The 15,953-nt window shown below is 71.9% G+C and carries 9 protein-coding genes; 8 read left to right on the top strand and 1 reads right to left on the bottom strand.

Annotated elements, in window-relative coordinates; translation table 11 throughout:
- Positions 1-30 precede the first annotated feature (30 nt).
- From AC07EJ_RS34695 to AC07EJ_RS34660, 8 genes are all read left to right on the top strand, one after another.
- Positions 31-849, top strand: a complete 819-nt coding sequence (locus tag AC07EJ_RS34695) for an IclR family transcriptional regulator (RefSeq protein ID WP_389488027.1) — start codon at positions 31-33, stop codon at positions 847-849.
- A 203-nt stretch (positions 850-1,052) separates the two neighbouring features.
- Positions 1,053-2,138 carry an S-(hydroxymethyl)mycothiol dehydrogenase gene (locus tag AC07EJ_RS34690; RefSeq protein ID WP_478885736.1) on the top strand — a complete coding sequence of 362 codons (1,086 nt, stop codon included), beginning with the start codon at positions 1,053-1,055 and terminating at the stop codon, positions 2,136-2,138.
- Entirely contained in the window at positions 2,135-2,755 is a 621-nt protein-coding gene (locus AC07EJ_RS34685) for an MBL fold metallo-hydrolase (protein ID WP_393586074.1), read from the top strand. The genes AC07EJ_RS34690 and AC07EJ_RS34685 overlap by 4 nt, the downstream gene beginning before the upstream one ends.
- 33 nt (positions 2,756-2,788) lie before the next feature.
- The gene (locus tag AC07EJ_RS34680; protein WP_478885735.1) at positions 2,789-5,293 is read left to right on the top strand and encodes a GcvT family protein; all 2,505 of its coding nucleotides are present in this window, start codon (positions 2,789-2,791) and stop codon (positions 5,291-5,293) included.
- A gap of 158 nt (positions 5,294-5,451) precedes the next feature.
- Positions 5,452-6,552 (top strand): aromatic ring-hydroxylating oxygenase subunit alpha, encoded by a 1,101-nt coding sequence (locus AC07EJ_RS34675; RefSeq protein ID WP_389488067.1) that lies wholly within the window; start codon positions 5,452-5,454, stop codon positions 6,550-6,552.
- Positions 6,545-8,047, top strand: a complete 1,503-nt coding sequence (locus AC07EJ_RS34670) for an aldehyde dehydrogenase family protein (RefSeq protein WP_389488019.1) — start codon at positions 6,545-6,547, stop codon at positions 8,045-8,047. The genes AC07EJ_RS34675 and AC07EJ_RS34670 overlap by 8 nt, the downstream gene beginning before the upstream one ends.
- On the top strand, positions 8,044-9,609 hold the full coding sequence (locus tag AC07EJ_RS34665) for an APC family permease (protein WP_389488017.1): 1,566 nt from the start codon (positions 8,044-8,046) through the stop codon (positions 9,607-9,609). The genes AC07EJ_RS34670 and AC07EJ_RS34665 overlap by 4 nt, the downstream gene beginning before the upstream one ends.
- A gap of 8 nt (positions 9,610-9,617) precedes the next feature.
- Positions 9,618-11,168, top strand: coding sequence for a GMC family oxidoreductase (locus tag AC07EJ_RS34660; RefSeq protein WP_389488065.1), 1,551 nt, complete (start codon positions 9,618-9,620; stop codon positions 11,166-11,168).
- A 30-nt stretch (positions 11,169-11,198) separates the two neighbouring features.
- On the opposite strand, the gene AC07EJ_RS34655 is transcribed toward AC07EJ_RS34660, so the two are convergent.
- The gene (locus AC07EJ_RS34655) at positions 11,199-15,899 is read right to left on the bottom strand and encodes a hypothetical protein (RefSeq protein WP_389488015.1); all 4,701 of its coding nucleotides are present in this window, start codon (positions 15,897-15,899) and stop codon (positions 11,199-11,201) included.
- Between the last annotated feature and the right edge of the window lie 54 nt (positions 15,900-15,953).

Genomic DNA, 15,953 nt, shown 5'->3' with positions numbered 1-15,953 from the left:
AAGGGGTCGCAAGGTGGTGAGAGTTGAGTGATGACCCGCAAGGAATCGCAGGCTGAACCAGGTACGAAAGCACCGGAGAAAACTCCCAAGGGCGCGGCGGGCGCCGTCCAGTCCGTGGACCGCGCGGTGAGTGTCCTCGAGATCCTCGCCCGGCACGGCGAGGCAGGGGTCACGGAGATCGCCGACGAGCTGGACGTACACAAGTCCACCGCGTTCCGGCTGCTCGGAGTCCTGGAGAACCGAGGCCTGGTCGGGCAGGCCAAGGACCGCGGCAAGTACTACCTGGGGGCGGGGGTACTGCACCTCGCGGGGGCGGCGGCAGTGCGCCTCGACATCTCCCAGGAGGGCGTGCCCGTCTGCCGTGAACTGGCCGACGAGTTGGGCGAGACGGTCAACATCGCGATCCTCGACGACGACGTCGCCGTCAACATCATGCAGGCGCGCGGCTCCGCCTCCGTGACGGCGCAGAACTGGCTGGGCAGACGCACGCCTTTGCACGCCACGTCGAGCGGCAAGGTGCTGCTCGCCCATCTGCCGCCGGCGCTGCGCGAGGGCCTGCTCGCCCGCCCGCTGGCGCGCTTCACCCCGCACACGACGACCGGGGCGGCCTCACTGCGCGCCGAACTGGAGACCGTGCTGGAGCAGGGGTTCGCCGTCGCCGTGGAGGAGCTGGAGGTCGGCCTCGCCGCGGTGGCGGCACCCGTGTTCGCCCACGACGGAAAGGTCATCGGCGCGATCAGCGCGTCGGGCCCCGTGTACCGGCTGACCGAGGAACACCTCCCCGAGCTGGCCAAACGCACGGTCGCGGCATCGACCGAACTCTCGCGCCGGATGGGATACGGCTTCTAGCACGACGTTCCTCAGCACGGTTACTGAACGCGGGGTCAGGGAAACCTGGCCCCGCGTTCTGCGTGTGTCGACGAGGTTTCGGGGCGGCCGATCGTTTTGCCAAGCATTAACTCCCACCTCTTGACGGGGCCTTGATGGCGTTTCCAAGATGTTCCTCATCGCGCAACCGATCGTGCAGTGCGCAACAGCAGAGGAGTTTGGTCGTGCCACATGAGGTCCGCGCCGTCGTCGCTGTGAAGAAGGGCGCACCCGTCGAGGTGCAAACGATCGTCGTGCCCGATCCCGGCCCGGGCGAGGTTCTGGTCCAGGTCCAGGCGTGCGGGGTCTGCCACACGGATCTGCACTACCGGGAGGGCGCCATCAACGACGACTTCCCGTTCCTGCTCGGCCATGAGGCGGCCGGCACCGTCGAGTCCGTCGGCGACGGGGTCACCGACCTCGCCCCCGGTGACTACGTGGTGCTCGCCTGGCGCGCCCCCTGCGGCAACTGCCGTTCCTGCCGCCGCGGTCGCCCCTGGTACTGCTTCGACTCGCGCAACGCGGCACAGCCGATGACCCTCCTCGACGGAACGCCGCTGAGCCCCGCGCTCGGCATCGGCGCGTTCGCCGAGAAGACCCTGGTCGCGGCCGGACAGGCGGTCAAGGTCGACCCGGCGGCGCGACCCGAGGCCGCGGGCCTGATCGGCTGCGGCGTGATGGCCGGCTACGGCGCGGCGGTGAACACGGGCAATGTCCAGCGCGGCGACACCGTCGCCGTCATCGGCTGCGGCGGCGTCGGCAACGCGGCCATCGCGGGCGCCTGTCTCAACGGCGCGCGCCGCGTGATCGCCGTCGACATCGACGACAAGAAGCTCGACCAGGCCGAGCGGTTCGGCGCCACGCACACGGTCAACTCCCGTGGCACGGACGCGGTCGAGGCGGTACGCGCGCTCACCGACGGGTTCGGCGTCGACATCGCCATCGACGCGGTCGGCCGCCCGGAGACGTACAAGCAGGCGTTCTACATGCGCGACCACGCGGGTGTACTGGTCCAGGTCGGTGTGCCCGACCCCGCGATGACGCTGGACATCCCGCTCATCGACCTGTTCTCGCGCGGCGGCGCCCTCAAGTCTTCCTGGTACGGGGACTGCCTGCCGAGCCGTGACTTCCCGGTCCTCATCGACCAGTACCTGTACGGGCTGCTCGACCTGAACGGGTTCGTGACCGAGACGATCGCCCTCGACCAGGTGGAGGAGGCGTTCGCGAAGATGCACCGCGGCGACGTGCTGCGCTCGGTGGTGGTCCTGTGAGCCCTGCGGCCCGCGCCGAACGCGTCGTCACCTCCGGCACGTTCAGCCTGGACGGCGAGACGTTCGACGTCGACAACAACGTCTGGCTGATCGGCGACGACGAGGAGGTCCTGATCGTCGACGCCGCGCACGACGCGGCGGCAATCACGGCCGCCGTCGCCGGGCGCCGCGTCACCGCGATCGTCTGCACCCACGGGCACGACGACCACATCGGCGCCGCCGCCGGCCTCGCCGTGGCGACCGGCGCCCCCGTCCTCCTGCACCCCGCCGAGCACGAGCTGTGGGAGACGGTGCACCCTGACCACAAGCCGGACGCGGAGCTCACCGACGGAATGCTCCTGGCCGTCGCCGGGATCGACGTCCAGGTCCTGCACACCCCCGGCCACTCCTGGGGCAGTTGCAGCCTCTACGTGCCCTTCCTCGACGCCGTCTTCACCGGCGACACCCTCTTCCATGGCGGCCCCGGCGCGACCGGCCGTTCGTACTCCGACGCCCCGACGATCGCGGCGTCCATTCGCGGCCGGCTCCTCACCCTGCCGGGCGGCACGGTTGTCCACACCGGCCACGGCCAGGACACGACCATCGCCGCGGAGCGCGCCAACATACCTGCTGCATAAGGCCATTCCATCCCCACCAGCATGAGGAGGGGCATGTCCAGCACGCCCGGAACCCCCGGAACATCCAGTCCTCGCGTCGTCGTCATCGGCGCCGGAATCGTCGGCTGCTCCCTCGCCGACGAGCTCACGGCCCGCGGCTGGACCGACGTCACCGTCCTCGAACAGGGCCCGCTGCCGGCCCCCGGCGGCTCCACCTCGCACGCGCCCGGCCTGGTCTTCCAGACGGGCCCGTCCAAGACCCTCACCGAGTTCGCCCGATACACGGTGGAGAAGTTCAACACCCTTGAGGTGGACGGACTTTCCTGTTTCAACCCGGTGGGCGGTCTGGAGCTGGCGACCACCCCCGAGCGCTGGGCCGATCTGCACCGCAAGGCCGGCTACGCCGCCTCCTGGGGCGTTCGCGGCGAACTCGTCAGCGCCGCCCGGTGCAAGGAACTGTGGCCCCTGATCGACGAGTCGGCCGTACTCGGCGGCTTCCACACCCCCGACGACGGCCTGGCCCGCGCCCTGCTCGCCTCCCGCGCCCAGATGGAACGCGCCCGCGAGCGCGGCGCCACCTTCCTCGACCGGCACACGGTCACCGGCATCGAGCAGGAGGACGGCCGGGTCACGGCCGTGGTCACCGACCGCGGCACCTTCCCCGCCGACCACGTCGTGTCGGCGGCGGGGTTCTGGGGCCCGGTCATCGGCCGCATGGCCGGCGTGGACGTCCCCCTCCTGCCCCTCGCGCACCAGTACGCGAAGACCAGGCCCATGGCGGAGCTCGAAGGCGCCAACGACCCCCGCACGGAAGCCTCGAAGCCGATCCTCCGCTTCCAGGACCGTGACCTGTACTTCCGTGAGCACACCGACCGCATCGGCATCGGCAGTTACGCCCACAAGCCCCTGCCCGTCGATCCTTTCAAGATCCTCGATTACGACGAGGCACGGGCCGGCGACCTGGACATGCCGTCGTCGCTGCCCTTCACCGAGGAGGACTGGGCGCCCAGCTGGGAGGACTGCCGGTGGCTGATCCCGGCGCTGCGGGAGACCGAGATCGAGGAGGGCTTCAACGGCGTCTTCTCCTTCACGCCCGACGGGATGCCGGTCCTCGGCGAGTACCGGGCGCTGCGCGGCTTCTGGCTGGCCGAGGCGGTCTGGGTCACGCACTCCGCGGGCGTCGCCAAGGCGGTCGCCGAGTGGATGGTCGACGGACGCCCCTCCGTCGACGTACACGAGTGCGACCTCACCCGCTTCGAGGACGCCCAGCGCTCCCCCGCCTATGTGCACGACCGCGGGGCGCAGCAGTTCGTCGAGGTCTACGACGTCCTGCACCCGCTCCAGCCTGCCGAGCAGCCGCGCCCGCTGCGGGTGAGCCCCTTCCACGCCCGCCAGGAGCAGCTCGGCGCGTACTTCCTGGAGGGCGGCGGCTGGGAGCGTCCGCACTGGTACGAGGCGAACGCGGACCTGCCCACCGGCGAGCTGCCCGAGCGTGACGCCTGGTCGGCCCGCTACTGGTCCCCTATCGCAGCCGCCGAGGCAAAGGCCACGCGCGAGAAGGTCGCCCTCTACGACATGACGCCGCTGCGCCGACTGGAGGTCACGGGCCCGGGGGCCCTCGACTTCCTCCAGCGCATGACGTCGAACAATCTGGCGAAGAAGCCGGGCGCGGTCACGTACACGCTGCTCCTCAACGAGGCGGGAGGCATCCGGTCCGACCTGACCGTCGCCCGTCTCGCGCCGGACCTCTTCCAGATCGGGGCGAACTCCCCCGCGGACCTGGACTGGCTCACGCGGCACGCGCCCGGTGGGGGCACCTCCCGCTCGAGCGAAGCCGAGAGTGGGGGAGTACAGATCCGGGACATCACCTCCGGCACCTGCTGCATCGGTGTCTGGGGCCCGCTCGCCCGCGACCTCGTCCAGCCGCTGACCCGCGACGACTTCTCGCACGAGGGCTTCGGCTACTTCCGCGCCAAGCAGACCTACCTCGGCCATGTGCCCGTCACCGCAATGCGCCTGTCGTACGTAGGTGAGCTGGGCTGGGAGCTGTACACCACCGCCGACCTGGGGCTGCGTCTGTGGGACACGCTGTGGGAGGCGGGGCGGGAGCACGGCGTGATCGCGGCCGGGCGCTCGGCGTTCAACAGCCTGCGCCTGGAGAAGGGTTACCGCTCCTGGGGGCACGACATGACCGAGGAGCACGACCCGTACGAGGCGGGCGTCGGATTCGCCGTCCGCATGGACCGCGGTGACTTCCTCGGCAAGGCGGCGCTGGAGCGCAAGGGCGAGCAGCCGGCCCGCCGGCTCACTCCGCTCCTCCTGGACGACCCGGCGGCCGTCGTGCTCGGCAAGGAGCCCGTCCACGTCGAAGGGGTCCCGGCCGGCTACGTCACCAGCGCCTCGTACGGCTACACGCTGGGCCGCTGTGTCGCCTACGCGTGGCTGCCGCCGCTCGCCACCGGTACGGGCGTCCACATCGAGTTCTTCGGCGAGAAGGTGTCGGCGACGGTCGCCGAAGAGCCCTTGTTCGACCCGGAGATGAGTCGCATCCGCCGCTGATTCACGTACGTGCCCGTCGTCGGCGAGATCGCCGCCGCCCTCGCGCGCATCCCCACCACCGTGCACCCCATCGACCTCTTCGACCCCAGCCGCCTCGCCGCCGCGCCCGCCTGAGGAGAACTACGCACGTGACGACGACCCCGATTTCCCCGAGCCTGATGGCCACGCTGCCCGGGCACTACTACACCGATCCGGACATCTTCCGGCAGGAGCAGGAACGCATCTTCGAGTCGATGTGGTTCTGCGCCGTGCGCGCCGCCGACCTGGACAGGCCCGGCGCGTTCCGCACGGTCCAGGTCGGCCGCGAGAACGTCCTCATCACCCGCTCCCGCACCGGCGAACTGCGGGCCTTCCTCAACGTCTGCCGCCACCGCGGCGCCCGCCTGTGCACGGAGGAGTCCGGCCAGGTCCGCCGTAACCTCCAGTGCCCGTACCACGCGTGGACGTACGACCTCGACGGCAAGCTCATCGCGGCGCCGAACCTGGTGCAGATGCCCGACGTCGACCGCACCGAGTACGGCCTCGTCAAGGTCGCCCTGCGCGAGTGGCTCGGCTACGCCTGGGTCTGCCTGGCCGACGAGCCGCCCTCGTTCGAGGAGACGGTGGTCGGCGCGGCCGTCGAACGGCTCGGCGACACCGCCTCGATCGAGCGGTACCACACCCAGAACCTGGCCCTCGGCAAGCGCATCACGTACGACGTGAAGGCCAACTGGAAGCTGATCATCGAGAACTTCATGGAGTGCTACCACTGCGCGACGATCCACCCCGAACTGACCGACGTCCTGCCGGAGTTCGCGGACGGCTACGCCGCCCAGTTCTACGTGGGCCACGGCGCCGAGTTCGGGGACGGCGTGAAGGGATTCACCGTCGACGGCAGCGAGGGCTTCGGCCGGCTGCCCGAGGTCGCCGACGACCAGGACCGCCGCTACTACGCGATCACCGTGCGGCCGACGGTCTTCGTCAACCTCGTCCCCGACCATGTGATCCTGCACCGGATGTTTCCGCTGGCCGAGGACCGTACGGTCGTCGAGTGCGACTGGCTGTACGCGCCCGAGGTCATCGAGTCCGGGGCCGACGTGTCGAAGTCGGTGGAGCTGTTCCACCGGGTCAACGCCCAGGACTTCGAGGCCTGTGAGCGCACCCAGCCGGCGATGGGCTCCCGTGCCTACCGGCGCGGCGGTGTGCTGGTCCCCACCGAGCACCACATCGGGACCTTCCACGCATGGCTGACCGCCAAGCTGGGCGGTGCCCATGCCTGACCTGTTCATCGGTGGCGTGTGGACCACCGCCCGGGACGAGCGGACCCGCGAGATCCGCTGCCCCGCGGACGGCTCGCTCGTCGCCGTGGTCGACGAGGCGGGCGCCAAGGACACCGCCGACGCGATCGCCGCGGCCCGCCACGCCTTCGACGAGGGCCCGTGGCCCGGGATGCCGGCGGCCGAGCACGGCGACCTCCTCCTGCGCGTCGCCGACCTGCTCGTGCGCGACAAGGACGCGCTGGCCCGCGCCGAGTCCCTGGACACCGGGAAGCGGCTGGTCGAGAGCGCGTACGACATCGACGACATCGCGAACTGCTTCCGCTACTTCGGGCGGCTCGCGGCCGCCGACACCGGACGCGTCGTCGAGACGGGGACGGAGGGCGCCGAGAGCCGGATCGTGTACGAACCGGTCGGGGTGTGCGGCCTGATCACCCCGTGGAACTACCCGCTCCTGCAGACCGCGTGGAAGGTCGCCCCGGCGCTCGCCGCCGGCAACACCTTCGTCCTCAAGCCGAGCGAACTCACCCCGCACACGGCGATCCATCTGATGCGGCTGCTGGACGAGGCAGGACTGCCCGCGGGCGTCGCCAATCTGGTCCTCGGCGCGGGCCCGGAGGCGGGCGCGCCGCTTGGCGACCATCCGGACGTGGACCTCGTGTCGTTCACGGGCGGCCTGCAGACGGGGCGGCTGCTGATGGCGGCCGCGGCGGGCTCGGTCAAGAAGGTCGCCCTGGAACTCGGCGGCAAGAACCCGAACATCGTGTTCGCGGACGCCGACTTCGACGCGGCCGTCGACATGGCGCTCACCGCCGTGTTCCTGCACTCGGGGCAGGTGTGTTCGGCCGGCGCGCGGCTCCTCGTGGAGGACGCGCTGCACGACCGCTTCGTCGACGAGGTCGTGCGACGCGCCGAACTCATCCGGCTGGGCGGCCCGTTCGACGAGGACGCGCAGACGGGGCCGCTGATCTCGGCCGCGCACCGCGCCAAGGTCGAGGCCTATGTCGCACGGGGCGTCGCGGAGGGGGCGGTGCTGCGCTGCGGGGGAAGGCAGCCGGGTTCGGCCGCGTACGAGCAGGGCTACTACTACCTGCCGACCGTCCTCGACGAGTGCACGAGCGGCATGTCCGTCGTGCAGGACGAGTCCTTCGGCCCGGTCCTGACCGTCGAGCGGTTCACCGACGAGGCGGACGCGGTGCGTCTCGCGAACGACTCGATCTACGGGCTCGCGGGCGCCGTCTGGACGAGCGACGAGGCGAAGGCCGCGCGCGTCGCGGGCGCCCTGCGCCTCGGCACGGTCTGGATCAACGACTACCACCCGTACGTCCCCCAGGCGGAGTGGGGCGGCTACAAGCAGTCCGGCACCGGGCGCGAGCTCGGCCCCTCGGGGCTCGCCGAGTACCGCGAGACCAAACACATCTGGCGCAATACGCAGCCGGTGGCGCAGGGCTGGTTCGGCGCGCCGCCGGAGTGTTCCGGGGACGGTGAGCCGTCATGAGCCAGGACGAGAGCACGCAAGGCAGCGGGGACGACGCAGAACTCGCCGAGTTCGGCTACCGGCCCGAACTCAAGCGCACCCTGGGCAACTTCCACACCTTCGCCGCGGGCATCAGCTACATCTCCATCCTCACCGGCACCTTCCAGCTCTTCTATTTCGGCTTCGCGAGCGGCGGCCCCGCCTACTGGTGGTCCTGGCCGATGGTGTTCGGCGGCCAGTTCATGGTGGCCCTCTGCTTCGCCGAACTGGCCGCCCGCTATCCCGTCGCGGGCTCCGTCTACAACTGGGCGAAGAAGGTGGGCAATCCGCACGTCGGCTGGCTCGCCGGGTGGATGATGCTGCTCGCCTCGGTCGTGTCGATCGCGGCCGTCGCGCTCGCCTACCAGCTGACGCTGCCGCAGATCTCGTCGGCCTTCCAGTTCATCGGGGACGGCACCGGCCCGTACGACGTCGCGACCAACGCCGTCGTCCTGGCCTCCGTACTGATCCTGTTCACCACGCTCGTCAACGCCTTCGGCGTGAAGCTGATGGCCACCATCAACACGGCCGGCGTCTTCCTCGAACTGATCGCGACCGTCGTCCTGATCGTGCTGTTCGCGGTCCACATCGTGCGCGGCCCGCAGGTCGTGACGCACACGGCGGGGGCAGGACACGGCCAGCCGTTCGGCTACCTGAGCGCGTTCCTGGTCGCGTCGCTGGCCTCCGCGTACGTGATGTACGGCTTCGACACGGCGGCCTCGCTCGGCGAGGAGTCCCTCGACCCGACGCGGGGCGCCCCGCGCGCCATCATTCGCGCGATCGTCGCCTCGTTCGTCCTCGGCGGGCTGATCCTGCTGCTCGCCCTGATGAGCGTGTCGAGCCTGACCGGCAAGAAGCTGTCGACGGACGGCCTGCAGTACGTCGTCCTGGACGTGCTCGGCCCGACGGCCGGCAAGGCGATGCTGTGGTGCGTCCTGATCGCGGTCACGGTGTGCGCGCTCGCCGTGCACACGGCGGCGATCCGCCTCGCCTTCGCGATGTCCCGCGACAACAACCTGCCGGCGTCGTCCGTCCTCGGCCGGGTCAGTCCGCGCTTCAGGACACCGGTCGTCCCGGCCGTCGTCATCGGCGTCCTGGCGCTCGCGATCCTGATCGTCAACATCCGCCAGCCGCAGATCTTCACCGTGGTCACCAGCATCGGCATCATCATGATCTACCTCGCCTATCTGCTGGTCACCGCCCCGATGCTGGTGGCGCGGCTGCGCGGCAAGTGGCAGCCGGCGGGCGACGGGAAGTTCTCCCTCGGCCGCTGGGGACTGCCCGTCAACATCATCGCCGTGCTGTGGGGCGGTGCGATGACGCTCAACCTGATCTGGCCGCGCGCGGCCGTCTACAACGCCGCCGCCCCCTACCACTGGTACCTGCGCTGGGGCGCCGTCCTGTTCATCGCGGTGATCGCGGGCGGCGGCTTCGCCTACTACTGGTTCGTCCAGCGACACCGCACCGGCGTCCTGGCCGAGCACGCGGCCGAGTCTGCCCCGTCCGATGATTCCGTTGCCCTGGAGGAGGTCACCACCCCGTGAACCAGCCCATGAACTCTGACGTCTTCGACTACGTCGTGGTCGGCGGAGGCACCGCCGGGAACGTCGTCGCGGCCCGTCTGTCCGAGGACCCGTCCGTCAGCGTGTGCGTCCTGGAAGCGGGACCGAGCGACGTCGGCGACGACAACGTCCTCCAACTGGACCGCTGGATGGGCCTGTTGGAGTCGGGGTACGACTGGGACTACCCGGTCGAGCCGCAGGCCAGCGGCAACAGCTTCATGCGGCACGCGCGCGCCAAGGTCCTCGGCGGCTGTTCGTCCCACAACTCGTGCATCGCCTTCTGGGCGCCGGCCGAGGACCTGGACGACTGGGCGGCGGCGGGCTGCACGGGGTGGAGCGCCGCGGATGTGTTCCCGCTGTACAAGCGCCTGGAGAGCAACGACGCCCCCGGGGACCATCACGGCCGCTCCGGCCCGGTGAAGCTGCGCACCCTCAAGGGCGCCGACCCGTGCGGCAGCGCCCTGCTCGCGGCCTGCGCCGAGGCGGGCATCCCGACCACGCCTTTCAACTCGGGCAGCACGGTGGTGCGCGGAGCCAACTGGTTCCAGATCAACTCCGACGAGAACAACACCCGCCAGTCGTCCTCGGTCGCCTATCTGCACCCGGTCATGGGCAGGCGGCCCAACCTGGAGGTGCGGACCGGGGTACGGGCCAAGCGGCTCGTCTTCGAGGCCCGGCGCTGTGTGGGCGCCGAGTACCTCGACCCCGATCTCATCCACACCAGGACGGTGCGGGCCCGCCGCGAGGTGATCCTCTCCTGCGGCTCCATCGACTCGCCCAAGCTCCTCATGCTCTCCGGGATCGGCCCGGCCGGTCATCTGCGCGAGATGGGCGTGGACGTGCTCGTGGACTCCCCCGGGGTCGGCGAGAACCTCCAGGACCACCCCGAGGGCGTGATCATGTGGGAGGCGAAGCAGCCGATGACCACCACGTCCAGCCAGTGGTGGGAGGCCGGCATCTTCTACGACACCGAGCCCGGCCTCGACCGGCCCGACCTGATGTTCCACTACGGCTCCGTGCCCTTCGACATGAACACCGCGCGCTACGGCTACCCGACGTCGGAGAACGCCTTCTGCCTCACGCCCAACGTGACGCGTGCGAAGTCACGCGGTACCGTGCGGCTGCGCACCCGCGACTACCGGGACAAGCCGCTGGTCGACCCGCGGTACTTCACGCACGAGCACGACGCGCGCGTGATGACGTATGGGCTGAAGCTGGCGCGGCGCATCGCGGAGCAGCCCGCGCTGAGCGGTTGGGCCGGGGCGGAGCTGGCTCCAGGCCCTGACGTCCGCACCGACGACGAACTGCTCGACTACATCCACAAGACGCACAACACCGTCTACCACCCGGCCTGCACGGTGAAGATGGGCGCGGACGACGACGCCTCGGCCCCGCTCGACGCGCGGCTGCGCGTGAAGGGGACCGAGGGCCTGCGTGTCGCCGACGGCTCCGTGATGCCGGACCTCGTCACGGTCAACCCATGCATCACGACCATGATGATCGGCGAGAAGTGCGCCGATCTGCTGCGCGCGGACGCTTAGTTCGCACGGTGGGCCAAGTCGTCCGGTGGGCTAGGCCGTATGGCTCGCGGGGCGCTTGTACATGCGCGTCGCCGTGATCTCCCCGTGCACGGTCTCCTCGCCCGGGTCCTGCTTCGGCAGGCCCGGCCGCAGGTGCTCCTCGACGCTGATGTACTTCAGCCCGGCCCTGAGGTCCGCGTCGTTGCGCAACCTGATGACCAGCGGGAACTCGGCGAGCGCCGTCGTGTCGAACAGGCCGGTGGTGTACAGGAGTTGCACACCGAGCGCGTCCGAAACGGCCCGCTGGAGTTCGAGCAGATACGTGGCGTTGGCGCGGCCGATCGGGTTGTCGAGGAACAGCGTGCCCGCGTGCCGGTGCCTGTCGCGGCCCCGGTCGTTCGAGCGCAGGGCGGCCATCGTGCAGTACAGGGCGATGGCCGCGGTCAGCAGCTGACCGCCGGAGAACACGTCGCCCATCTGTCCGACGGGGACCCGCTCCGCGCGCAGCACTGCGTCCGGCTTGAGGATTTCCACGGCGATGCCCTTGGGCTGGAGCGCCGCGGCGACGCCGCGCAGGAGCAGGGACATGCCGTCGCGGCGCAGGTCGGAGTTCTTCTTGAGGGCGGCGCGGGTCGCCTCGTCGACGACCTCGCCGAGCCGCTCCACGAGGGTCGCCTGGTCGGGCTCCTCGAAGCGGATCCGCACGAACTCCTGGCCCGACCACTCGCCGAGCCCCTCCGGGAGGCGTGACAGGCGCTGAGCGGACCGCAGCGTGGCGAGCGCCGACTCGACGAGCCCGCGCAGCCGGTCCACGATCGAGTCTCGGTTGCGCTCCAGCTGCTCCAGCTCGTCGGTCAGGACGCGCAGCCGGGGCGCGAACGCGTCCGCCCACTTCTGCGCGTGCTCCGGCAGCGCGGAGGCGGGCAGCTCGCGGATCTGCTGCCGGGCGGGCGTGCGCACCTGCTCGTAACGCGTGGCGTTCGCGTGCCGTACGAGGATGTCGCTCGCGTCGCGCACGGCGGCCTCGGCGGCGGACAGGTCGGCGGCGCAGCCGCGCAGGGAGCGCCGGGCCTCGGCCGCTGCCTGCCTGGCCTCTTCGAGGGTCCCGGGGTAGGGCTCCGGCTCGTCCTGCTCGGCCTCGTGCCGGTCGGGGTGCTCGCGCAGCAGGTCCTTCAGGAGCGCGGCGGTCTCCTCGAACCCGCCGGTGGCCTTCTCGGCTGCGCGGTGGGCGTCGAGGAGTTCGGTGTGGGCGGCGCGGGCGACGGTCAACGCGTCGGTGCGCGCGGCGAGTTCGCCCGTGGCGGTGCGCAGGAGCGTCTGGGCGTGCTCGGCGCCGGTGGGGACGAGGTCGTCGGGCAGCTCGGTGTGGGCGTCGTCGCCGTCCTGGGGGGCGAGCCGCTCGGCCTCGCCGCGCAGACGTCCGAGCTGCTCGCTCGCGGTGGAAACGCGGGCCTCCAGGAGCTGGACCAGCTCGTCGGCGCGGGCCGCGGCGGCCTGCCGTGACGGCCCGTCGGAGCCGTCGGGCGACTCCAGGAGCTGGGCGGCGCGGGTGCGGACCTTGTTGCTGAGGCGGTCGAGCTCGGCGAGCGAGGCGCTCTCGTCGCTCTCCGCGCGGGCCTGCTCGGCGCGCAGGTCGGCGCCGACGCCGACCTTCTCGTAGACCTGGGAGGCCGCGCGGTACGCCTCGCGCAGGGCGGGCAGCGACGGCTTCGGCGTCTGAGGGGCGGACTGCTCCGGGTCCGCGGGTACGTCGTCGGGGGCACCGGCGATCTCCGCGCGTTCGGCACGCAGGGCGCGGGCGGTACGGCGGGCGTCGTCGGCGGCGCGCTGCGCCGCTCTGCGGTCCTCGTCGGCGGCGCGGGCGCGCTCCAGGCAGGTCTGGGCGCGTGCCTCCGACTCGACGGCCTCGTCGGCGAGTTCGCGCAGCTTGACCTGCCAGCCGGCGCGCTCGCGCAGCCGGAACGCGAGGCCCGCGAGGGCGTCGGCGACGCGCCGGGCCCGCTGGGCGGCGTCCTGCCGCTCGTCACGTACGCGGGTCGCCTCGACCGCGGTCTCGTCGGCCTCGGCGCGGACCGTGCGGGCCTCGGCGAGCTCGGCCTCGGTCTCGTCGGCGAAGGCGCGTGCCTCCTGTGCCGCGGCGGCCAGCTCGGCCAGGCGTCCGACCGGGCAGCCGGTGCGCCAGGAGCCGATCCTGGCGGCGAGCTCGCGGTCCTTGGCGAGCCGGGCAGCGAGGGCACGGATCTCCTCGTCGCGCTCGGTCGCGCGCGTGCGCAGCGCCTGCCGCTCCTCGTCGGCGGCGTGCTCGTCGTGCATCGCCGGGTTCGGCGGTACGAGAAAGACCCCGAAAACACCGCCGTCGCCGGTTTCGGTGTGGGGGGTCGGGGCGAGCAGGGCGGCCGCCGTGCCCACGGCGACGGCGGAGCGGGGCAGCAGGGCGGCGCCGCTGAGTGCCTCGCGGGCGCGGGCATGCGTGTCGGGGTCGGTGATGACGACGCCGTCGACGAGCTCGGGGCGCGCGGCGAGCACGCGCGCGTGGTCCGCGGGGTCGACGGCCTGGGCCAGATAGCGCCAGCCGGGCAGGGCGGGGATGCCGTGCTCGCCGAGGAACTCGACGGTGGCGAGGACGTCGGGTCCGGGCGGCAGGAGCCCTCCGTCGCCGAGCGCTCCGAGGATGCGGGCGTCGTCGGCAGCGGCTGTGCGCAGGTCGAAGAGCTGGCGTTCGGCGGCGGCGACGCCGTCGTCGAGCAGTGCCTTGAGGTCGTCGGCCGCGCGGTCCAACTCCTCGGCCGTGAGCGGGGTTTCGATGAGGTCGCGAGTGACCGTCGCCATGCGGGCGTGCCCGGTCGCGGCTCCCCCGGCCGCCGCGTCCCGGGGTGCGGGCACCCCTGCTGCGGGGATCCCGGGGACCCCGGACAGTCCGAGCAGCTCGGCGACGCGCTCTTCGCGCGCGAGGGCATCGGCCGCGCGGTGCTCGGCCGCGTACGCGTTCTCGGCGGCCGTGGCGGCGTCCGCGGCGCGGGCCGCGGTGAGTTCGGCGCGGGCCTCGACGCCCGCCGTCTCCCGGGCGTGCTCGCTCGCGCGCCGCGCGGCGTCGCGCGCCGTGTCCCAGGCAGCGACCGTGGTCTTCTCCGCGTCGCTCGCGGCGAGCGCCGCGCGCGCGGGGTCGGCGTCGGGCGCCGTGTCGTCGAGCCAGCCGGCCCGTACCGCCTCGGCGGTCTCCTGCTCGACCTCGGAGAGGCGCTGCCGCAGGTGTCCGACCTCGCTGCGGGCGCGCTGCGCCTCCGTCGCGGCGACGGTCGCGTCGCGGTGAGCGGTCTCGCCCGCCTCCTGGAGCGCGGCGGAACGCTCCTCTCCCTCGTTCGCCAGCTGCTCGGCGCTCTCGGCCGCTCCGTGCAGGGCGCGTACGAGGTCGGCGGCGGCCTTGGCGCGGGCGGCGAGGGCCGGGGCGGCATCTCGCTCGGCCTCGCGGATGGCGACGGCCACGCGCGCGGAGCGGTCGGCGGCGGCGCGGTGACGCAGGACGGCCTCGGCGGCCTGCCAGGCCGCGTGCAGGGTGCGCGCGTCGGCCAGCTCACGCTTCTGGGCGGCGGCGGCCTTCTCGGCTCCCGCGAGTGCCAACGAGGCGTGCCGGTACGCCAGTTCGGAAGCGATCAGGGCGCTGCGGCCGCGGGCCTGGTCCGCCTCGCCGACGGTGTGCGCGGCGTCGGTGACCTGCTGGGCGAGGTCGGCGGCACGGCCGCGCTCCAGGGCGGCGCGGGCGGCGAGCCTGCGGGCCAGGGTGCGGGTGCGGCGCTCGGCCCCGGCGTGCACGTCACGCGCGCGTGCCCGGGTGTCCGCGGCGTCCACGATGCGGCCGAGGAGATCCACGGAGCCGGCGGTGAACTCGCGCTCGGCGATCAGCTCGGCGCGCCGCCCCAGCTTGTTGCCGAACCCGCTGACCAGGTCGGCCAGCCCGTCCGTGTCCCGCGTGTCGGTGACGGCACGCAGCAGCAGGTCGGTGAAGTCGGAGTCCTTCTTGACGGCGAAGAGGCCGGCGGCCTCACCCTCGTCCGCGTTCATCTCGCGCTGGTAGCGGAAGAGTTCGGGGTCGAGGCCGAGGTCGCCCAGGTGCTCGTTCCACCGGTCGTGGATCTCTTCCCAGTGCACTTCGAGGTGCGGGTACGCCTTGCCCGCGTCGGTGAGAGCGTCCCGGAAGCCCTTCATGGTGCGCCGCCGCCCCTGCGCACCCGAGACGCCCTCGGCCGAGGCCCGTACGGCGGAGGACTCGGCGACGGGCAGCGAGTCCAGGCTCATGCCGGGTCCGGGCCGCAGCGAGTACCAGGCCTCGGCGAACTTGCGCGGGTCGTTCGAGACCTGTCGCCCCCGCCACTCGCTGACCTTGCCGACGACGACGCACTCGCCCGTGAGGGTGTGCTGCCACTCCAGGGCCACGTGCCCGCAGTCGTCGGCGAGCAGGAACTTGCGCAGCACGCCGGAGCTGGCGCCGCCGAGCGTGTTCCGGTGGCCCGGCAGCATCACGGAGAAGATCAGCTTGAGGAGGACGGACTTGCCGCCGCCGTTCTCGAGGAAGAGCACGCCCGCGGGCGCGGGGCGCCGCGGCGGCCCGACGGGCTCGTCCTCGAAGAACTCCGCCTGAGTGGGCGCGGGGTCGGGCACGGGCTCGCCCACGCCCCGCAGGTCCAGGACGGTGTCGGCGTAGCGCGCACCGGCGGGCCCGATGGAGTAGAGGCGAATCCGGGACAGCTCGTACATGGCGGCGGACTCTCGTCGTAGTAAGTCGGCAAGTCAGTAAGTCGGTACGTCGGT

It is taken from the genome of Streptomyces sp. NPDC045026, assembly GCF_056432625.1.
Note: the sequence above shows the minus strand (reverse complement) of the source record. Positions and strands in the feature narration are given on the sequence as shown.